This is a genomic window from Jiangella alba (assembly GCF_900106035.1).
GTDB classification, from domain to species: domain Bacteria; phylum Actinomycetota; class Actinomycetes; order Jiangellales; family Jiangellaceae; genus Jiangella; species Jiangella alba.
In genome coordinates, this window is record NZ_FNUC01000004.1 from 2,832,603 (window position 1) to 2,852,774 (window position 20,172).

At 73.0% G+C, this 20,172-nt stretch carries 13 protein-coding genes; 5 read left to right on the forward strand and 8 right to left on the reverse strand.

What is annotated here, in order from left to right; genetic code table 11:
* Window positions 1-2 precede the first annotated feature (2 nt).
* On the forward strand, window positions 3-740 hold the full coding sequence (locus BLV02_RS31100; protein WP_069112192.1) for an SDR family NAD(P)-dependent oxidoreductase: 738 nt from the start codon (window positions 3-5) through the stop codon (window positions 738-740).
* Window positions 741-758: 18 nt separating this feature from the next.
* Complete coding sequence (gene map / locus BLV02_RS31105) at window positions 759-1,523, forward strand: type I methionyl aminopeptidase (protein ID WP_069112191.1); 765 nt, start codon at window positions 759-761, stop codon at window positions 1,521-1,523.
* A 13-nt stretch (window positions 1,524-1,536) separates the two neighbouring features.
* Here the strand turns inward: map and BLV02_RS31110 are convergent, their stop codons facing one another.
* Genes BLV02_RS31110 through BLV02_RS31140 form a run of 7 tightly spaced genes read right to left on the reverse strand, consistent with a single transcriptional unit; the run spans window position 1,537 to window position 16,290 of the window.
* Window positions 1,537-2,667 carry a mandelate racemase/muconate lactonizing enzyme family protein gene (locus tag BLV02_RS31110; RefSeq protein WP_069112327.1) on the reverse strand — a complete coding sequence of 377 codons (1,131 nt, stop codon included), beginning with the start codon at window positions 2,665-2,667 and terminating at the stop codon, window positions 1,537-1,539.
* 23 nt (window positions 2,668-2,690) lie between these two features.
* Window positions 2,691-7,388, reverse strand: a complete 4,698-nt coding sequence (locus tag BLV02_RS31115; RefSeq protein ID WP_069112190.1) for a golvesin C-terminal-like domain-containing protein — start codon at window positions 7,386-7,388, stop codon at window positions 2,691-2,693.
* A 14-nt stretch (window positions 7,389-7,402) separates the two neighbouring features.
* A complete protein-coding gene (locus tag BLV02_RS31120) occupies window positions 7,403-12,124 on the reverse strand; it encodes a golvesin C-terminal-like domain-containing protein (protein ID WP_069112189.1) in 4,722 nt (1,573 codons plus the stop codon).
* A gap of 27 nt (window positions 12,125-12,151) precedes the next feature.
* Window positions 12,152-13,048 (reverse strand): carbohydrate ABC transporter permease, encoded by an 897-nt coding sequence (locus BLV02_RS31125; protein ID WP_083288774.1) that lies wholly within the window; start codon window positions 13,046-13,048, stop codon window positions 12,152-12,154.
* The gene (locus tag BLV02_RS31130; protein WP_069112188.1) at window positions 13,045-14,001 is read right to left on the reverse strand and encodes a carbohydrate ABC transporter permease; all 957 of its coding nucleotides are present in this window, start codon (window positions 13,999-14,001) and stop codon (window positions 13,045-13,047) included. Before BLV02_RS31130 ends, BLV02_RS31125 begins: the two co-directional genes overlap by 4 nt.
* A gap of 3 nt (window positions 14,002-14,004) precedes the next feature.
* Window positions 14,005-15,462, reverse strand: coding sequence for an ABC transporter substrate-binding protein (locus BLV02_RS31135; RefSeq protein ID WP_069112187.1), 1,458 nt, complete (start codon window positions 15,460-15,462; stop codon window positions 14,005-14,007).
* A gap of 36 nt (window positions 15,463-15,498) precedes the next feature.
* Window positions 15,499-16,290: an IclR family transcriptional regulator gene (locus tag BLV02_RS31140; protein WP_083288773.1), complete on the reverse strand. Its 792-nt coding sequence runs from the start codon at window positions 16,288-16,290 to the stop codon at window positions 15,499-15,501.
* A gap of 86 nt (window positions 16,291-16,376) precedes the next feature.
* On the opposite strand from BLV02_RS31140, the gene BLV02_RS31145 reads away from it, so the two are divergent.
* Genes BLV02_RS31145 through BLV02_RS31155 form a run of 3 tightly spaced genes read left to right on the forward strand, consistent with a single transcriptional unit; the run spans window position 16,377 to window position 19,071 of the window.
* The gene (locus tag BLV02_RS31145; RefSeq protein ID WP_069112185.1) at window positions 16,377-17,546 is read left to right on the forward strand and encodes a mandelate racemase/muconate lactonizing enzyme family protein; all 1,170 of its coding nucleotides are present in this window, start codon (window positions 16,377-16,379) and stop codon (window positions 17,544-17,546) included.
* Window positions 17,543-18,448 (forward strand): dihydrodipicolinate synthase family protein, encoded by a 906-nt coding sequence (locus tag BLV02_RS31150; RefSeq protein WP_069112184.1) that lies wholly within the window; start codon window positions 17,543-17,545, stop codon window positions 18,446-18,448. The genes BLV02_RS31145 and BLV02_RS31150 overlap by 4 nt, the downstream gene beginning before the upstream one ends.
* A 14-nt stretch (window positions 18,449-18,462) precedes the next feature.
* On the forward strand, window positions 18,463-19,071 hold the full coding sequence (locus tag BLV02_RS31155) for a DUF624 domain-containing protein (protein WP_069112183.1): 609 nt from the start codon (window positions 18,463-18,465) through the stop codon (window positions 19,069-19,071).
* On the opposite strand, the gene BLV02_RS31160 is transcribed toward BLV02_RS31155, so the two are convergent.
* Window positions 19,028-20,092, reverse strand: coding sequence for a 3-deoxy-7-phosphoheptulonate synthase (locus BLV02_RS31160; RefSeq protein ID WP_069112182.1), 1,065 nt, complete (start codon window positions 20,090-20,092; stop codon window positions 19,028-19,030). The genes BLV02_RS31155 and BLV02_RS31160 overlap by 44 nt on opposite strands.
* Window positions 20,093-20,172 lie beyond the last annotated feature (80 nt).

The following is a 20,172-nucleotide window of genomic DNA, read 5'->3' on the forward strand; positions in this document are numbered from 1 at the left end:
GGGTGTCCGGACGCGGTGTCCTGCTCATCGGTGCGTCGTCGGAGATCGGCCGGGCCATCGCCGACCGGTTCGCCGCCTCCGGCGACACCGTCGTCGGCGTCAGCGTCCAGCCGCTCGAGCATCCGTCGCTGGCCGCGCATCTGGAAGCCGACTGCACCACGGCCACCGGCGCCCGCCACGTCGTCGACGCGGTGCTGGAGCGGGCCGGGAGTCTCGACGTCATCGTGCCGGCGGCCGCGGCCCAGCCGACGGCGCCGCTGACCGACACCACCGACGAGCAGTGGCAAGCCGCCCTCGGCGCCGTGCTGACGACGGCGTTCCAGGTCTGCAAGCAGGGCCTCCCGCACCTCGCCCCGGGGTCGTCGATCGTCGCGGTGTCGTCGGTGAACGGACGGGTCGCGTCGCCGTGGCTGCCCGCGTACGCCGCCGCGAAGGCGGGCCTGGAAGGGCTGGTCCGCCAGCTCGCGCTCGACTACGGCCCGCGCGGGGTGCGGGTCAACGCCGTGGTGCCGGGCCTGATCACGACCGACGCCGACGACCGGCCGGGGCTCGCGGAGGGCTACCCGCTGTGCCGCACCGGCCGCCCGGCCGAGGTGGCCGAGGTGGCGTACTTCCTGGCGAGCCCGGCCGCCTCGTTCGTCACCGGCGTGGCGCTGCCGGTCGACGGAGGCCTGACCATCTCCAGCCCGTCGGCGTTCGCCCGGCCCGAGATGAGGGCCCGGTTCCTGCCACCGGTATGATAATACCGGAGGTACCTGATGATCGAACTGAAGACGCCGGCCGAGATCGCGAAGATGCGCGCGGCCGGCCGGCTCGTCGCCCAGATCCTGGCCGAACTGCGCACCATGGTCCAGCCCGGCGTGAACCTGCTCGACATCGAGCATCGCGCGCGTGAGCTGATCGCGGCCGGCGGCGGCGTCTCCTGCTACTGGGACTACGCGCCGTCGTTCGGCAATGGGCCGTTCCGCAACGTGATCTGCCTGTCGCTGAACGACGCCGTGCTGCACGGCCTGCCGCACGACGCCACGTTGCGCGACGGCGACCTGCTCAGCCTCGACCTCGCGGTGGAGCTGGACGGCTGGGCCGGCGACAGCGCGATCAGCGTCGTCGCGGGGACGCCGCGCGACGACGACCTGCGGCTGATCCGGTCGACGGAGGAGGCGCTCGACGCGGCCATCGCGGCGGCCCGGCCCGGCGGCCGCCTCGGCGACGTCTCGCACGCCATCGCCGAGGTGGCCCGGGCCTACGGCTACACCCCCAACGGGGAGTTCGGCGGCCACGGCATCGGCCGCACCATGCACGAGGACCTCGCCGTCCCCAACCTCGGCCGGCCCGGCCGCGGGTACCCACTGCGACCGGGCCTCACGTTCGCCGTCGAGCCGTGGTTCGCCGCCGGCACCAGCCGCATCGTCTACGACCCGGACGGCTGGACCATCCGCTCGGCCGACGGGTCGCGGACGGCGCACAGCGAGCACACCATCGCCATCACGCCCGACGGGGTCGAGGTGCTGACGGCGCCCTGACGGCACCGGCCGGTCAGCGCTCGACGACGGCGGCACGGACCTTGTCCTCGTCGACCACCACGCCGAGGCCGGGCCCGTCGGGCAGCAGGTACGCGTCGGGCTCGGCGACGATCGGCTCGGCCAGCAGGACGTTGGCCAGCTCGACCGTCCCCGGCGCGTACTCGAAGTACGGTGCGTTGTCCGCCGCCGCGGCGACGTGCAGGCCTGCGGCCAGCGCCAGCCCGAGCGCCGCCGAGTGGTGCGGCAGGATCGGCCGGTACGCGGTGTTGACCAGCGTCGCGATGGCGTTGCCCTCGGTGATGCCGGTGCGGCCGATGTCGGGCTGGTAGAGGTCCAGCGCGTCGACGGCCAGCCAGTCGGCCACCTCGTAGCGGTGCCGGTGCGCCTCGCCGGCGGCGATGGGCAGGTCGGCGGCGGCCGCGAGCGCGGCGTACCCGCGGGCGTGCTCGGCCGGCAGCGCCGACTCGAGGAACCACGCGCCGCGGGCCGCCAGTTCGCGGGCCAGCCGCAGCCCGGACGCGCCGTCGAGCCGGCAGTGCACGTCGACGGCGAACGCGGCCTCCGGCAGCACGGCCGCCGCGCGGTCGAACACCGCCAGCGCCTCGTCGACGTCCGGCCCGAGGTGCAGCTTGAACCGGCGCACACCGTCGGACCAGTGCCGCCGGAACTCCTCCGGCGTGGTCGCCGTGCCGGTGGCGGTGAGGTAGCTGGGGATCCGCCGCTGGAACGCCCCGCCGAGCAGCGACGCGACCGGCAGCCCCGTCGCCCGCCCGAGCAGGTCCCACAGCGCGATGTCGACGGCGGCCAGCGCGTCGGCCTGGTGGCCGCCGAGGTGGCCGCGCTCGCGCATCAGCTCGCCCAGCCGGAACCGCAGCGGCCGCACGTCGGCCGCGTCGGCGCCGAGCAGCGCCGGGGTGAGCAGATCCTCGACGATGGCGGCGACGACTCGCGGTCCGACCGGCACCAGCGCCTCGCCCCAGCCGACCAGCCCGTCAGTCGTCTCGATGCGGACGAACACCGTCTCGCGGCTGGGCGAGTAGATGGTCGGCCGATCGTGCGGCGCCTGGTAGTCCGGGCCGCCGCGGCCGGGCGTGCCGTCCAGCTCGAGCCGGAGCGGGAACGCCTCGACCGCCGCGATCACCATGCTCTTCACCTGGTACTCCGTCCTCACTGCGCGGGCACGACGGGCTCGAAGCGGGCCGCGTCGGCACGATGGTGGCCGCTGTTCTGCGCGGCCAGCCGGACCGCCGCGGTCGCGGGGTCCAGGTCAACGATGGCCAGAGGACGCCAGTCGGCGCCACCCTCTTGCTGGTCGACGACGACGGTCTCCTCGCCGCCGGCGGTGGCGACGGTGTAGACGGCCGCCCGGGTGGTGGTCGGGTTCGTCGGGTACCAGACGCTCACCCGGTAGCGGCCGGCCGCCGCCAGGTCCGGGGTCCAGGTGGCGATCGAGCCGCTGCCGCCGCCGCTGACCCGGGTCCGCCCGCCGTCGTGGCCGGGCAGGCTGCTCGGCGTCCAGACACCCTCCTCGGCGTAGCCGGGGTCGTCGGGTCCGACGATCGCGGCGGCGGCCGGGTCCGGCGTCCCGACGGCGACCGCGAGCGCCGCCCGCGTCCCGGCGGCGTGCAGCGCCAGCTCGTGCAGGGTTCCGGCGACGGCGCCGGCGGGCGCGGTCAGCGCGAACGACACCTCCGCCGCCGCACCGCCGGCGAGGTCGACCGGCAGCTCGGCCGGCGCCACGGTCCAGCCGGCCGGGGCGGCCACCCGCGCCGTGCCCTGCACCGGCGTGCCGTCCGGGGCGCGCAGCGTCGCCGTCAGCGTCGTCGTCCCGCCGGGCCCGGCGACGTCGGCCGCCGCCAGCGCGGACACCGCCGGCACGGCCGCGGCCTGGTCGACCGGCTGGAACCGGGCGGCGTCGATGCGGTGGAAGCCGGGGTTGCGCACGATCGCCCGCACGTAGCCGTCCGAGCCGGCGGTGAACCGGTACCGGCCGAGCGTCCGCCAGCCGTTGGCGTCCTGCTGCTGGTCGACGACGATCTCCTCCTCGCCGTCGGCGTGGTGGACGACGTAGACGGCTTCACGCGTGGTGGCCGGGTTCGTCGGGTACCAGACGGCGACGTCGTAGACGCCGTCGGCGGGCAGCTCCGGCCGCCAGGTCGCGGTGCCGCCGTAGCGCTCCTCCTCGTTGTACCGCGTGGCCGTGCCGTTCCAGCCGGCCAGCGTGCTGGCCAGCCACCAGCCGGTCTCGACGTAGCGCGGCCACGGGTCGGCGTCGTCGACGATGATGTCGGTCCCGGCCAGCCGCACGGTGACGCCGCGCTCGCCCACGCCGTCGGCGGCGACGGTGATCCGGTGGGTGCTGCCCGGCGCGGCGCCCGCGGCGGAGGTGACCGTGACGGTGTACTCGCGTTCCTCGCGCCCGGGGACGTCGAAGCCGACCTCCGTCGCCGACGCCTGCCAGCCGGCCGGCGCCGTCACCCGCAGCGTGCCCGACCGCGGCAGCGGCCCGCGGTTCAGCACCGCGATGGTCAGCTCGGACGTGTCGCCGGGCGCCGTCAGCTCCGCCGGAGCGGCGGTCAGCGCGGTCAGCTTCAGCGGCGCCAGCACCTCGACGGCGGACGGCGTCAGCTCGGCGCTCCCGCCGGTCCAGGTGGCCGTGCCCGCCAGCTCGACCGTCCCGCTCGCGGTCGCCGGCGCGGTGACGTCGAACGTCCAGTCCGCGAACCCGCCGGCCGGCACCGTCGCCGGCACGTCGCCCACAGGCGTCGCCGTCCACCCGGACGGCACCGTCAGCGCCACCGCGGCGCCGGCCAGCTCGCCCGACCCCGCCCGCACCCGGGCCCGGACCCGTACGACGTCGCCCGGGGTGGTGTCGGGCGCCGCCGACAGCTCTCCGGCGGCCACGGCGCCGGGCGGCAGCACGCCGGTCACCGAGACCGGCAGCCGCAGCGTGTGCTCGGCCGTCGTCAGTGCACCGGACCCGACGCGGTAGGTGAACGGTGTGGTCAGGCCATCGACCGGGATGGTCCACTCGTACGGGAACACCTTGGTCGGCGCCTGCTGCCACTCGCCGTCGCCGAGTGCGAAGGACAGCTCGGCCACCGGCTCCTCGACGTCGGCCTGCACGTAGGCGTCGTAGCCGGAGCGGTCCGGCCGGACCAGCAGCATCGCCCGCACCAGGCCGTCGTTCGCGGCCGGGTCGAGGTACTCGTCGTGGTGGCTGTCCGGGCCGCGGTCGGCGGCGTCGGACGTCCAGTGCCACGGCACGTCGATGTCGACGTCGCGCACCACCAGAGCGGCGTGCCCCTTTGCCGGGACCGTCGTCGTGACCCGGCCGCCGCGCAGTGTCGCCGCGCCGCGGAGGCCGTCGCCGCTGAGCACCTCGACCCGGTTGCGGGCCCGCCGCGGCAGCCCCGAGCCCGCGGTGGCGACGTCGACGGTGACCCGCTCGTCGGTGTCGCTCTCGTTCGTCAGGCTGATGTAAAGACTGCCGTTGCCGACCGCCGTCAGCCAGTTGACCTGCGGGTTGTCCAGCACCACCAGCCCCTTCGGGAAGTACGGCCAGACGCCGTCCTCGCCGTGGAAGGTGCCGGGCGCGTGCCCGAAGGTCGAGTACTTGAAGAAGACGTAGTTGGTCTCGAACTGGCGCGGGAAGTCGATCTGTCCGCCGGAGCGGGTCTGGTGCTCGGTGATGAGGTAGTCCAGCGCCAGCCCCAGCTGGCCCGGGATGTGGTGGAAGAAGATCGTGCTCACCCCGGGCGGTCCCTGGTAGGGGAAGTCCGGCGCGAGCTGCGTGACGGTGAACTGGCGGTTGTAGTAGCCGGGGTAGTTGGTGAACCGGCCGACCACCAGGTTGTGCGCCACGTCGCGGAACAGGTCGTCGCCGGTGTGCCGGGCCAGCCGCAGGAAGAACGGCGCCCACGCCGGGATCCAGGTGAAGCCGCCGCCCGGGTTCACTCGGCCGGCCGCCACCTTGTACGTCGACAGCTGCTCGAACGTGGCGCCGCTGGTCGACACCATCCAGGCCGGGACCTCCTCGGACTCCACCGTCGTCGTGGGGTAGTCCGGCATGATCTCGGTCGTCCAGCGGTCGCTCTGGTCGTCGATGAACGGCTGGTTCGGCACCGTGACGGTGGTGTCGGGCACCGGTCGCACCTGGATGATGCTCAGGTGCCGCTGCGCCTCGCGGTAGGCGCCGTCGAGGAACTCCTGCTCGCCGGTCAGCTCGAACAGCTCCAGCAGCTCGGTCCAGCCCTTGACGTAGTTGTAGCCGAAGCCGTTCTCGGCCTGGTTGGTCGTATACGGGCGGGCGATCTGGTCGCGGATGTAGCGGCGTGCCTCGGCCCGGGCCTCGGCCAGGTGCGCCTCGTTGCCGGTCAGCACGTACGCCTGCAGCGGGGTGCTGACCGGGGTGCGGCCGTCGCGCGGCGGGTTCTGCGCGATGAGCTCGCGGGCCAGCCGGTGGATGCCGGCGTTCTGCCCGCGGGTCTGCTGGTACAGCGGGACGAGCGTCGACGCGTCGCCGGGGACGCGGCCGATGCGGTAGAGGTTCGGGTTGCCGTAGACGGTCTTGCCGGGCACCGGGGTGCTGCCGTGGTTCGCCCGCGACACGTGGTACTCCACCAGCGGCCGCGCCCGCCGCTCGTACAAGGCGTCGTCGCCGGTCAGGTAGTACGCCGACAGCAGCACGCCCGCGATCGCCGTGCGCACGGCCTGGTCGTTCTCGATGTCGACGAAGCCCTTGGCCCGGTTCCACCAGCCGCTGTACGAGGGCACGAACGACTCGCTGTCGTCGCCGTCGCCCTCGTCCATCACCAGGTCGATGAGGTTGTGGACGGTGTCGGTGAGCGACAGGTCGTAGACGTTGCGCCGGTAGGAGGTGTAGCCGTACTCGTGGCGGGTGAGGTCGGTGTAGGCCTCGTACAGGCTCCCGGTCCCGGCGTACAGGCCGAACGCGTAGCCGCGGCTCTCGCCCGCCGCCAGCGCGGTCGTCCGTCCGGCCTGCGGGGCGAACACCACGGGCTGCACGTCACGATCGTCGTTGCGCAGGCTCATCCCGAACGGCTGGCCGTCAGGCATGAGCTCCCGCTCGTGCTCGAACAGCAGCACCTCGCCGGGGGTGTAGACGCCGAGCGTCACGTCCTGGTCGCCGATGCGCCGCTGTGTCAGCGACATCGGCGCGAACAGCTCCCACGCGCCCAGCGCCTGCGCGCCCTCGATCACGCGGGCGTGCTGCCGCGACCCGCACAGCACCTCGTCGACGTCGTCGGGGGTGACGGCGTCGACCGACTGGTAGCCGACGACGTACTGGCCGGCGGCGCCCGCGGTGAGGGTCCACTGCAGCTCCGGGTTGGCCCCGGCCAGCGACCAGCGGACGGTGAGGTCGTAGCCGCCCGGTGGCGTGCTGCGCAGTTCGACGGTCCGCGCGTCGATCTGCGCGAGCGAGTCGAACGCCACCCAGTTCGGCGTCATGGAGGTGTAGTAGTCGGTGGGGTTGCCGTCGTCGCCGGTCAGCACCATCCACTGCTCGTCGAACCGCGCGGCGGGGTCGGTGACGCGCAGCCAGTCGCCGCCGGGCGTGCGCACCTCCACCTCGCGGACGAACGTGTGGCCGCCGTCCCAGTTGGCGCGGTGGAACGTCACCCGGTGCCGGTCGCCGGTGATGGTCGCGGCCGGCTCGGTGGCCAGGTTCGGCATCGGCAGCCGGCGCAGCGCGTCCGGCAGCGGTGGCTGGCCGTCGGCGGCGGGGGTCGTGGCGGACGCGACGGACAGGCCGAACGCGTTCACCACCGGCGGCAGGACGGCGGCGCCGACCAGCAGCCGGATCGCCGTACGGCGGGACAGGGAGGGACTGGCGCTCGTCACCTGGGTCTCCGATCTCACTGCGCGGGCACGACGGGTTCGAATCGGGCCGCGTCGGCGCGATGGTGGCCGCTGTTCTGCGCGGTCAGCCGGATCGCGGCGGTCGCGGGGTCGAGGTCGACGATGGCCAGGGGACGCCAGGTGGCGCCGGCCTCCTGCTGGTCGACGACGACGGTCCGCTCGCCGCCCTCGGCGGTGGCGACGGTGTAGGCGGCCGCCCGGGTGGTGGTGGCGTTGGTCGGGTACCAGACGCTCACCCGGTAGCGGCCGGCCGCCGCCAGGTCCGGGGTCCAGGTGGCGACCGCGCCGGTGCCGCCGCCGGCGAACCGCGAGCGGCTGCCGTCGTGGCCGGCCAGGCTGCTGGCGCTCCAGCCGCTGGTCTCGGTGTACCCGGCGTCCTCGTCGTCGACGATGACGGCGGCGGCGGGGTCGGGGGTGCCGACGGCCACGGCGATCGCCGCCTCGGCGCCGGCCGCGGACAGGGCGATCTCGTGCAGCGACCCGGCTGCGGCGTCCGCCGGCGCCGTCAGCGCGAACTCCAGGGTCGTCGAGGCGCCGCCGGCGAGGTCGACCGGGATCTGCGCGGGAGCGACCGTCCAGCCGGCCGGGGTGGCCAGCGTGGCCGTGCCCCGCACCGGGGTGCCGTCCTGGGCGCGCAGCATCGCGGTCAGCGTGGTCGTCCCGCCGGGGGCGGAGACGTCGGCTGCGGCCAGCCCGGACACGACCGGCAGCAGCGCCGCCGCGTCCACCGGCAGGAACCGAGCCGCGTCGACTCGGTGGAAGCCGGGGTTGCGGACCTCGATGCGGACGTAGCCGCTGGTGCCGGCGGTGAACCGGTACCGGCCGAGCGTGCGCCAGCCGTTGGCGTCCTGTTGCTGGTCGACGACGATCTCGTCGTCGCCGTCGGCGTGGTGGACGACGTAGACGGCTTCGCGTGTGGTGGCCGGGTTCGTCGGGTACCAGACGGCGACGTCGTAGACGCCGTCGGCGGGCAGCACCGGGTTCCAGGTGGCCGTGCCGCCGCGCCGTTCCTCCTCGCTGAACCGGGACGCGGTGCGGTTCCAGCCGGCCAGCGTGCTGGGCAGCCACCAGCCGGTCTCGACGTAGCGGGGCCACTCGTCGGCGTTGTCGACGATGATGTCGGTGCCGGCCAGCCGGACGGTGACGGCCTGCTGCGCCGACCCGTCCGCCGCGACGGTGATGCGGTGCGCCGTGCCGGGCAGGGCGCCGGCCGCCGACGTGACGGTGACGGTGTACTCGCGCTCCTCGCGCCCGGGGACGTCGAAGCCGACCTCCGTCGCCGACGCCTGCCACCCCGGCGGGACGCTCACCTGCAGCGTTCCCGACCGCGGCAGCGGGCCGACGTTCAGTACGGCGGCGGTCAGCTCGAACGTGTCGCCACCCTTGGCGAGCAGGGCCGGAGCGGCGGTCAGCGCGGGGATCTTGAGCGGCGCCAGCACCTCGACGGCGGACGGCGTCAGCTCGGCGCTCCCGCCGGTCCAGGTGGCCGTGCCGGTCAGCTCGGCGGTGCCGGTGGCGTCCGCCGGTGCGGTGACGTCGAACGTCCAGTCCGCGGCGCCGCCGGCCGGCACTGACGCCGGCACGTCGCCGACCGGTGCCGCGGTCCATCCGGACGGCACGGTCAGCGCCACAGCGGCACCGGCCAGTTCGGCCATCCCGGCCCGCACCCGGGCCCGGACCCGGACGACGTCACCCGGCGTGGTGTCGGGCGACGTGCTCAGCTCGCCCACCGCCGCCGTGCCGTCCGGCACCACGCCGGTGACCGACGTGGGCAGCCGCAACGTGTGGTCCGTGGTCGCCTGGTCGCCGGCGACGACCCGGAACGTGAAGGGCGTGGTGAGGCCGTCGACCGGGATGGTCCACTCGTACGGGAACACCTTGGCCGGGGCCTGCTGCCACTCGCCGTCGCCGAGCGCGAAGGACAGCTCGGCCGTCGCCGGCTCCTCGACGTCGGCCTGGACGTACGCGTCGTAGCCGGACCGGTCGGGGCGGACCAGCAGGACCGCACGCACCAGCCCGGTCTCGGCGGCGGGATCGAGGAAGGCGTGATGGTGGCTGTCCGAGCCCTGGGCGGCGGCGTCGCTGGTCCAGTGCCACGGGACGTCGATGCTGACGTCGCGCACCACCAGCGCGGCGTGCCCCTTCGCCGGCACCGTCGTCGTGAGCCGTCCGCCGCGCAGCGTCGCCGCGCCCGGCATGCTGGCGCCGGCCAGCACCTCGACCCGGTTGCGGGCCCGCCGGGGCAGGCCGGTGCCCGGCGTGGCGACGTCGATGGTCACCCGCTCGTCGGTGTCGCTCTCGTTGGTCAGGCTGAGGTACAGGCTGTCGTTGCCGACCGCCGTCAGCCAGTTGACCTGCGGGTTGTCGACGACGACGATGCCCTTCGGGAAGTACGGCCAGACACCGTCCTCGCCGTAGAACGTCCCGGGCGCGTGCCCGTAGGTCGAGTACTTGAAGAAGACGTAGTTGGTCTCGAACTGGCGCGGGAAGTCGATCTCGCCGCCCGACCGCGTCAGGTGCTCGGTGACCAGGTAGTCCAGCGCGAGGCCGAGCTGGCCGGGGATGTGGTGGAAGTAGATGCCGCCGGCCCCGGGCGGGCCCTGGTAGGGGAAGTCCGGCTTCATGTGGGCGACGCTGAACTGCCGGTTGTAGTACCCGGGGTAGTTCGTGAACCGGCCCACCACCAGGTTGTGCGCCACGTCGCGGAACAGGTCGTCGCCGGTGTGGTGGGCGAGGCGGAGCAGGAACGGCGCCCACGCCGGGATCCAGGTGAAGCCGCCGCCGGGGTTCACCGCGCCGGACGAGGTCTTGAACGTCGACAGCTGCTCGAACGTGACGCCGGACGACGACACCATCCAGGCCGGCACCTCCTCGCTCGGCACCGTCGTCTGCGGGTAGTCGGGCAGCAGCGGGGTGTTCCACCAGTCGATCTGGTTGTCGATGAACGGCTGGTTCGGCACCGTGACGGTGGTGTCCGGGACCGGCCGTACGTTCATGACGCCGAGGTAGCGCTGCGCCTCGTGGTACGAGCCGTCCAGGAACTCCTGCTCGCCGGTCAGCTCGAACAGCACCAGCAGCTCGGTCCACGCCTTCACGTAGTGGTAGCCGAACTCGTTCTCGGCGGCGTTCGTCGTGTACGGCCGCATGATCTGGTCGCGGATCAGCCGGCGCGCCTCCGCCCGGGCCTCGGCCAGGTAGGCCTCGTTGCCGGTGAGGACGTAGGCCTGCAGCGGCGTGCTCATGGGGGTGCGTGCGTCGCGGGCGGGCCGTTGCCGGATGAGGTCCATCGCCAGGGCGTGCAGGCCTGCGTTCTGCCCGCGGGTCTGCTCGTACAACGGCACCAGGGTCGAGGCGTCGCCGGGGATCCGGCCGATGCGGTAGAGGTCGGGGTTGCCGTACACCGGCGCCCCCTTGACCGGCGTGCTGCCGTGGTTCGCGCGCGACAGGTGGTACTCGACCAGCGGCCGGGCCCGCCGCTCGTACAGCGCGTCGTCGCCGGTCAGGTAGTACGCCGACAGCAGGACCCCGGCGATGGGCGTGCGCACGGCCTGGTCGTTCTCGATGTCGACGAAGCCCTTGGCGCGGTTCCACCAGCCGCTGAACGACGGCACGAACGACTGGCTGTCGTCGCCGTCCGGCTCGACCATCAGCAGGTCGATGAGGTTGTGGACGGTGTCGGTGAGCGAGGTGTCGTAGACGTTGCGGCGGTAGTCCGTGTAGCCGTACTCGTGGCGGACGAGGTCGGTGTAGGTGTCGTAGACGGTGCCGGCGGCGGCGTAGAGCCCGAACGCGTAGCCGCGGCTCTCACCGGCGGCCAGCGGCGACCGGCGGCCGGCCTGCGGCGCGAAGATCACCGGCTGCACGTCGCGGTCGTCGTTGCGCAGGCTCATGCCGAACGGCTGCCCGTCCGGCCCCGGCTCCCGCTCGTGCTCGAACAGCAGCACCTCGCCGGGGGTGTAGACGCCGAGCGTGACGTCCTGGCCGCCGATGGAGCGCTGGGTCAGCGACATCGGCGCGAACAGTTCCCAGGCGCCGAACGACTGCGCCCCGCCGATCACGCGGGCGTGCTGCCAGGAACCGCAGAGCACCTCGTCGACGTCGTCGGGGGTGACGGCGTCGACGGACTGGTACCCGACGACATAGTCGTCGGCGGCGCCGGCGGTGAGCGTCCACTGCAGCTCGGGGCCGATGTCGGTGAGCGTCCAGCGGACGGTGAGGTCGTAGCCGCCGGGCGGGGTGCTGCGCAGCTCGACGGTCCGCGCGTCGACCTGGGCGAGCGAGTCGAACGCCACCCAGTTCGGGGTCATCGACGTGTAGTAGTCGATCGGGTTGCCGTCGCCGCCGGTCAGCACGATCCACTGCTCGTCGAACCGTGCGGCGGGGTCGGTGACCGGCAACCAGCCGCCGGAGGTGCGGACCTCCAGGTCGCGGACGAAGGTGTGGCCGCCGTCCCACGTCGCGCGGGAGAACGTGACTCGGTGCCGCTCGCCGGTGATCGTCGCCACCGGCTCGACGGCCAGGCTCGGCATCTCCAGCCGGCGCAGCGCGTCCGGCAACGGCGCCTGGCCGTCGGCGGCGGGGGTCGTGGCCGACGCGGTGGAGAGGCCGAACGCGTTCACCACCGGTGGCAGGACGGCCGCGCCGACCAGCAGCCGGATCGCGGTGCGGCGGGACAGACTCGGATTCGGGCAGGCTGCCGCCCGGGGTACCTCGTGCATGGGCCAGACCTTCCGTGAGGGGCGCGGTCAGCTCTTGACCGCGCCGGCGATGCCCTCGACGAACGTGCGCTGGAGGAACAGGAAGACGATCACGATCGGGATGGTGCTGATGCAGGCGGCGGCGGCCATGCCGGTCCAGTCGGTGCCCTCCTGGCCGAAGAAGTTGTACATGCCGACGCCGAGCGTGCGCAGATCCGGATTGCCGAGCGTGAACACCAGCGGGATGAAGAACGAGTTCCAGGCCGTGATGAAGTTGAGCAGGGTGACCGTGCCGATCACCGGCCGGGCCAGCGGCAGCATCACCCGGAAGAACGTGCGCAGGTAGCCCGCGCCGTCCACCCGGGCGGCGTCCTCCAGATCGCGGGGGATGCCGGCGAAGAACCCCATGAAAAGCAGGATCGGCACGACGAGCGCGGGACCGGCCTGCGCCAGCGCGGCGCCGAGCAGGCCGTTGTTCAGGCCCAGGTCGTTCACCAGCAGGAACACCGGGATGATCGTGTAGCCGTGCGGGATGAACATGGTGGCGATCAGGATGGCGACGATCACCTTCTTGCCCGGCAGGTCCGGCCGCGAGAGCGCGTACCCGGCCGTCGACGACGTCAGCAGCACCAGCACCACGACCGCGATCGAGAACGTGACGGTGTTGATCGTGTAGTCGCCGAACTTCGCCGTCGTCCAGGCCCGCTCGAAGTTGTCGAACGTCCACTCGTCCGGGATCAGCGACAGCCCGCCGAGCAGCATCTCGCGCTGCGACTTGAACGCCGCCGACACCATCCAGATGAACGGGTAGACCCAGAGCAGGCAGAACGGGATCAGGAACAGGTGCCACAGCTTGGGCCGGATCCGGTACCAGCGGTTGCGCCGGTCCGCCCGCGACGGCGCGGCTGGCGCCGGTGTCTCGCGGACGAGTTCGGTGGTGCTCATGTCGCTCCCGCCTTGTACTGACGCCGCAGAACCGGGGCCTGCAGCAACGTGATCAGCAGGGTCATCACGCCGAAGACGACGCCGGCCGCGCAGGCGAAGCCGTACCTCGGCGCCTGCAGGAACGGGTCGAACGCGAACCGGTAGATGTAGGTCGGTACGACGTCGGTCGAGTAGTTCGGCCCGCCCTGCGTGGTCGCCTGCACCAGGTCGAAGGTGTTGAGGCTGCGCTGGAAGACGAGCAGCAGGATGACGATCGCCAGCGGCACCAGCATCGGCAGCACGACGAAGCGCAGCGACTGCCGCGGGTTGGCGCCGTCGATCAGCGCCGCCTCGTGGATGTCCTTGGGGATCGTCTGCAGCGCCGCCAGCCAGTAGATCAGCGTGATGCCGAAGCCCTTCCAGATGTCGATGCCGATCAGCGTGGGCAGCGCGGTCGACGTCGAGCCGAGGAAGTTGATCGGCGAGTCGATCAGCCCGATGTCGGCGAGCGCGGTGTTCACCACGCCGCGGATCGGGTCGAAGAGGATCGCGAACACGATGCCGACCACCGCGGTCGTCGTGACCACCGGCAGGAACAGCGCCAGCCGGTACACGTTGCGCCCGCGCAGCCAGGCGTTGTTCAGCAGGATCGCCAGCACCAGCGCCAGCGGCAGCTCGATCGTCAGCGCGGCGAGCGAGAACAGGAACGAGTGCCAGAACGAGTCCCAGAACGCGTCCGAGCCGAGCACCTCGCGGAAGTTGTCGAGCCCGATCCACTCCGTCGGGGTGCCGACGCCGTCCCAGTCGAAGAACGAGTACCACCAGCTGGCCACCATCGGCCAGATCGAGAAGCCGAGGAACAGCAGCGCGGCGGGCAGCAGGAACGCGTAGCTCCAGGCGTGCCGGCGCCAGCGCGCGGCCCGGGGCCGCCCGGCGGCGCGTGGCCGCCGGGCGGGGGCGTGCGTCGAAGCCATGGACTACTGCTCCGGGGTGAAGTTCTCGAGCGGATCCCAGCCGGGGAACGTGATGTCGTCGATGGTGGCCGTGCCGCTCAGCCCGGCCAGCGTCTCGTCGAGGAACGTCTGGATCTGGGTGTCGAGGGCCTCGGCGATCGGCAGGAACGGCTTGTTGTTGATGATCGCGTCGACCGCGGCGTCGGTGTGCTTCAGCTCCGGCCGCTGCGCCCTGGCCTGCTGGATCGCGGCGCCGCCCGGGCTGGCGAGGGTCGGGTTCGGCACCAGCCGCATGCCCTCCTCGGCGACCGCCAGGATCGCCGACTGGTCCGGGTTCTCCGCCGCCTGGTCGGCCCAGGCGCTCTCGACCGCCGTCAGCGTGCCGAACTCCTCGTAGTAGGCCCGGTGGAAGTCCTCGGAGGCGAGGAAGTCCATGACCTCCCACGCCTGCTCCGGGTTCTCGGTCTCCGACGACATCGACCAGATCGGCTGGAACGAGCGCTTCATCGGCGTGTAGGCGCCGCGCCCGTCGTCCGGCACCGGCAAGGCGGCGATGCCCAGCTCGATCTCCGGGTTGAGCTTGCGGATCTCCGCGACGTGCCACGGCGCGCTCGGGTACATGGCGATCGTGCCGGCGGCGAACTCGGTGAACGCGCGGGCGCCGTCCCAGCTCTCCCAGCCCGGCACCATGACGCTGTTGGCCTGCATCCGGCGGTGCAGCTCGACCGCCTCGACCATGCCCGGCGACGCCGTCGCCGGCTGGCCGGTGCGGAAGTCGATGCCGTCGCCGACCACGGAGTACGGCACGGCGGTCTGGGCGAGGATCTCGACCGCGATGGCCTTGCCGTCCGTCGGCGCGTAGCCGAACACGGAGCCGCCGCCGTTCTGCGTGATGGTGGTGGCCATCTCCTCCAGCTCGCCCCACGTCTCCGGCGGGCCGTCGTAGCCGTTGTCGCGCAGCACCGCCTCGTTGTAGAGCAGCACGCGGACGTCCCACTTCCCGGTGACCAGCGGCAGCGTGTACAGCTCGCCGTCGCGGTGCAGGCCGGAGGTCGCCGGGTCCATCGTGCCCTCGGGGAAGCGGTCGATGAAGTCGTCGGTGACGAACTCCTCCAGCGAGTGCGTCCAGCCGCGCTCGTACATCCGGTCGAAGCCCTCGGCCTGCGCCCGGAACACGTCCGGCGGGTCACCCTGCTGGAACATCAGCTCGACGGCGCCCAGCTGCTGGTCCGTGGGGTTCTCGATGACGTCGACGGTGATGTCGGGGTGCTCCTCCTCGAACTGGTCGAACTGGGCCCGGTAGAACTCGCTGGCGCCGGGCGGGTCCGGGACCAGCGCGACGGTGATGGTGACGTTCTCGCCGGAGGCGTCGTCGTTGCCGCTGTCGTCCTCGCCGCTGCCGACGAGGTTGCAGCCGGTGGCCGTCAGGGCGACGGCCGATGCGGCGGCCGCCCAGCGCAGCGTGCGTCGGGTTCGAGACATGGTTCTCGCGGACTCCTTTGTCGGTGAACGTGAAGGTCAGTGCCGCTCCGCCGGCGCGTGCCGGGGACCGAGATAGCCGAGGCCGACGCTGATCGAGTCGGCCACTTCGATGACGGTGCTGGCCAGCTCGGGATCGCCGTCGGCGAGTCCCAGCGCGGAGAGCGGGCCGGAGATCGAGAGCGCGGCGACGATCTCGCCGGACTGGTCGAGCACCGGGGCCGCGACGCAGGAGCGTCCCAGCGCCAGTTCCTCGACCTCGGTGGCGTAGCCGCGAAGCGCGACCAGGTCGAGCGCGGTGTCGAGCTCGTCGTGGTCGCAGATCGTGCGTGGCGTGTAGCGGTGCAGGTCGGGAACCAGCTCGCGGCGCTGGGCCGGGGTGAGGGCGAGCAACAGGCACTTGCCGATGCCGGTGGCGTGCAGCGGGTTGCGCTGCCCCATCAGCGTGAACGACTTCGGCGCCAGCCGGCCCTCGAAGTTGCACAGGTAGAACAGCGACGACCCGTGCCGGACCGCCACGTTGACGCCGAGGCCCAGCGTTCCGGCCAGCAGCTGTGCCGCCTGCCGGGCCTCGCGGTGCACCGGATGCTGGTTGATCGCGACACCGGCCAGCGTGAGCAGGGCCGGGCCGAGCCGGTACAGGTTGCTGGCCGGGTCACGCTCGACGTACTCCAGCGACTCCAGCGTGGCCAGCAGCCGCGACGCCGTCGACTGACCCAGCCCGGCGTACTTCGCGACGTCGGAGACCCGCAGCGCACGCCCGTCGAGGAAGGCGGCAAGAACACTCGCCGCCTTCTCGACGCTCTGGTTCGTGCTCTGCTCCGACGCCACTGTCGCTCCTGATATTGAAGGTTGCGTGCACTATGTGGGAGAGTTACGCATATGTTGCATCACGTCAAGCCCTCCTCGGATACCTGATGGTGATTCGTGATGTGGAGACCTTCATCCTGAAGGTCGCCGCCGACGATGCCTATCTGGGGACGCTGCGCGACGGCAGCGAGATCGGCCCCGGCTACTCCGTGCGCGAGCCGTGGCGCAGCCTCTACTCCGACCGGTTCGAGACGCTGCTGGTCAAGGTGACGGCCGACGACGGCACCGCCGGCTGGGGCGAGGCGCTGGCGCCGGTGGCCCCCGAGGTGCCCGGTTCGATCGTCGACCTGCTGCTCGCGCCGGTCCTGCGGGGCATGGACGCGACCCGGCCGCGGCCCGCCTGGTCCCGGCTGCGCGACCTCATGCGCGAGCGGGGCCACCTCGCCGGGCACCAGGCCGACGCGCTGGCCGCCGTCGACATCGCGCTGTGGGACCTCGCCGGGAAGCTGGCCGGGCGCCCCGTCGCCGACCTGCTCGGCGGCGCGTTCCGCGACGAGCTGCCGGTGTACGTCTCGGGGCTGCCGCGCCCGTCCGATGCCGCCCGCGCCTGGCTGGCCCGCGACTGGGCGAACCGCGGCGCCACCGCGGTGAAGCTGCACCTCGGGTACGGCGTCGACGCCGACCTCGCCACCGTCGACGCGGTCCGCAGTGCCGCGCCGGCGCTGCGGGTGGCCGTCGACGCGCACTGGGCCTATTCCTTCACCGAGGCGCTGCGGCTGGCCGCAGGACTGGCCGAGCGGTCCGGCTGGTTCCTGGAGGCGCCGCTGGCGCCGGAGGACCTCGCCGGGCACGTCGAACTGGCCGGCCGGTCCCCGGTGCCGATCGCGGCCGGCGAGTCGCTGCGGCACCGCTACGAGTTCCGGCAGTGGCTCGACGCCGGCGCCGTGGCGATCGCCCAGCCCGACGTGGGCCGCACCGGCATCACCGAGGCCATGGTGATCGCCGAGCTGGCCGCCGCCCGGCACGTCCCGGTCGCGCCGCACCACTCCACCGGCCAGGCCGTGGCGCTGGCCGCCGGCCTGCACGTCGCCGCGGCCGTCGAGCTGCTGACGGCGTTCGAGTACCAGCCGCTGTCCACCGAGGTCGGGCAGCGGATCGTGCGCACGCCGCTGGCCACCGGCCCGGCCCGCATCCCCCTGCCCACCGGCCCCGGTCTCGGGGTCGACGTCGACGAAGAAGCCATCCGCGTGATCGCCGAGGAGAGTCGAACCGTATGACCCACACCGTCCACGGCCTGGTCCCGATCCTGGCCACCCCCTTCCTTCCCGACGGCGCCCTGGACCGGCCGGGCCTGCGCCGGCTGGTCGAGTTCCAGCTGGCCTCCGGCGTCGACGGCGTCGCGGTGTTCGGGATGGCCAGCGAGGGATTCGCGCTGACGCTGGAGGAGCGCCAGCAGATCCTGCACGACGTCCGCGACGTCATCGGGACCGCCGTCCCCGTCGTCGCCGGGGTGAACGGGACGTCGTCGGTGACGGCGCTGGAGCAGGCCGCCGAGGCGGCGACGGCCGGCGCCGACACGCTCATGGTGCTGCCGCCGTTCATGGTGAAGCCGGGGCCGGACCAGCTGGTCGAGTTCTACGGCCGCATCGGCGAGTTCGCCGTCTCCGCCGGCACCGAGGTCATGGTGCAGGACGCGCCCGGCGTCACCGGCGTCGCGATGTCGCCGTCGCTGATCGTCGAGCTGAGCAAGCTCGACGGCGTCACGTCGGTCAAGGTCGAGGCGCCGCCCACGGTGCCCAAGGTCGGCGCCGTCGCCGACGCCGTCGCCGACGAGGGGGCCGGGTTCGCCGTCCTGGGCGGCCAGAACTCGCAGTTCGTGCTCGACGAGTACGCGCGCGGGTCGATCGGCACCATGCCGGCCTGCGAGTTCCCCGACCTGCTCGCGCCGATCCTGGCGTCCTGGAACGCCGGCGAGCGGGCCGAGGCGCGGGCGGCGTTCGCCCGGCTGCTGCCTCTGATCGTGCACGGCCTGCAGCAGGGCATCGCGTGGGCGGTGCACAAGGAGGTGCTGGTGCGCCGCGGCATCATCGAGCACACGGCCGTCCGGCTGCCGGCCAAGCCGCTGGACGCGGGTGGCCGGGCGCTGCTGGATGAGATCCTGACCGCGTTGGACCTGTGACGCACGGGAGGACCATGGCGGACATCGAGGTCGGCGGGCGGTTCGGCCGGCTGTACGGGTACCTCGACTGGCCCGTGCGGCTGGCCGCCCTCAACCTGCTGTGGCTGCTCGGCGTGCTGGCCGGGCTGGTGCTGTTCGGGCTGGCCCCGGCCACGGCCGCGCTGTACGCCGTCCTGCGGGGCTACCTGCTGGGCCGCTCGCCGCGGCTGTGGCACGACTTCTGGGCCACGTGGCGCGCGTCGCTGCGCTCGTCGCAGCTGGTGCTCGGCCTGCCCATCGTCACCGTCTGGGTGGTGGTGTTCTACCTGCTACTGGCGCGGTCGACGCCGTTCGCGGCGGGCATGGCGGTGCTGGCGGCCGGCTACCTGGCGACGCTGCTGCAGTTGCCCGCCGTCGTGGCCCACCTCGACCTCCCCGCCGTGCGGTCGTGGCAGGTCGCGGCGGAGGTGGCTTGGCGGCGGCCGCTGGCCACGCTGGCCGTCGCCGTCCTCGTCGCGGGGCTGGCGGTCGGCGGCTGGCTCACGACGCCGGCCGCCGTCCCGCTGTTCTTCCCCGCCCTGCCCGCGCTGCTGGCGACGCTCACCGTCCAGCGCGCGCTCGAACCGCCGTCGCCAGCTCGCTGAGCAGGTCCGTCGTCGTCTCCCAGCTCATGCACGCGTCGGTGACGCTCTGGCCGTACACCAGCGGCGTCGCGCCGATGTCCTGCCGGCCGGCCACCAGGAAGCTCTCCAGCATGACGCCGGCGATGCCGCGCTGGCCGCCGGCGATCTGCTGCGCGATCTCGCGGGTGACGACCGCCTGCCGCTCGTGGTCCTTGCCGCTGTTGCCGTGGCTGGCGTCGATGACCAGCCGCTCCGGCAGCTGCGCCTTGTGCAGCAGCGCCAGCGCGTCGCGGACGTGGCCGGGGCCGTAGTTCGGGCCGGCGCTGCCGCCGCGCAGGATGACGTGGCAGTCGGGGTTGCCGGCGGTGCTGACGGCGGCCGCGCGGCCGTCGTGGTCGACGCCGAAGAACACGTGGCCGTGCGCCGCCGCCGTGCAGCCGTCGATGGCCGCCTGGACGTCGCCGCTGGTGGCGTTCTTGAACCCGACCGGCATGGACAGGCCGGAGGCGAGCTGGCGGTGCACCTGGCTCTCCGGGGTGCGCGCGCCGATGGCGCCCCACGACACTGTGTCGGCGATGTACTGCGGGCTGATCGGCTCGAGGAACTCGCAGCCCACCGGCAGCCCGGCGCCGAGCACCTCGAACAGCAGCTCGCGGGCGATGCGCAGCCCGCGCCGCACGTCGAACGTCTCGTCCAGTCCGGGGTCGTTGATCAGCCCCTTCCAGCCCACCGTCGTGCGCGGCTTCTCGAAGTACACCCGCATGACGATGGCGAGGTCGTCGCGCAGCTCGTCGGCCACCGGCCGGAGCCGGTTCGCGTAGTCGAGCGCCGCCACCGGGTCGTGCACCGAGCACGGCCCGACGACCACTAGCAGGCGGTCGTCCTCGCCGGCCATGATGCGCCGGACCTCGGCCCGGCTGTCGCGGACCAGCGCGGCGTGCTCTTCGTCCATCGGCAACTCGGCCAGCATGCGTGCGGGCGGGACGAGCGGCTGGAACCCGGTGACGCGGAGATCACCGGTGGGGGACTGCGGCTCGGACATGGGTACTACGTCTCCTCTGCGACGAGCGGGACGTCCCGTCGGATCACCACCGAGCCGGCCCGTCTCATGACGAAGGGCAG

Coding starts and splice junctions, on each gene's coding strand:
- map (WP_069112191.1), top strand. CDS start 759: ATGATCGAACTGAAGACGCCGGCCGAGATCGCGAAGATGCGCGCGGCC.
- BLV02_RS31110 (WP_069112327.1), bottom strand. CDS start 2,667: ATGGTGATCGCGGCGGTCGAGGCGTTCCCGCTCCGGCTCGAGCTGGAC.
- BLV02_RS31120 (WP_069112189.1), bottom strand. CDS start 12,124: ATGCACGAGGTACCCCGGGCGGCAGCCTGCCCGAATCCGAGTCTGTCC.
- BLV02_RS31125 (WP_083288774.1), bottom strand. CDS start 13,048: ATGAGCACCACCGAACTCGTCCGCGAGACACCGGCGCCAGCCGCGCCG.
- BLV02_RS31130 (WP_069112188.1), bottom strand. CDS start 14,001: ATGGCTTCGACGCACGCCCCCGCCCGGCGGCCACGCGCCGCCGGGCGG.
- BLV02_RS31135 (WP_069112187.1), bottom strand. CDS start 15,462: ATGTCTCGAACCCGACGCACGCTGCGCTGGGCGGCCGCCGCATCGGCC.
- BLV02_RS31145 (WP_069112185.1), top strand. CDS start 16,377: ATGGTGATTCGTGATGTGGAGACCTTCATCCTGAAGGTCGCCGCCGAC.
- BLV02_RS31150 (WP_069112184.1), top strand. CDS start 17,543: ATGACCCACACCGTCCACGGCCTGGTCCCGATCCTGGCCACCCCCTTC.
- BLV02_RS31155 (WP_069112183.1), top strand. CDS start 18,463: ATGGCGGACATCGAGGTCGGCGGGCGGTTCGGCCGGCTGTACGGGTAC.
- BLV02_RS31160 (WP_069112182.1), bottom strand. CDS start 20,092: ATGTCCGAGCCGCAGTCCCCCACCGGTGATCTCCGCGTCACCGGGTTC.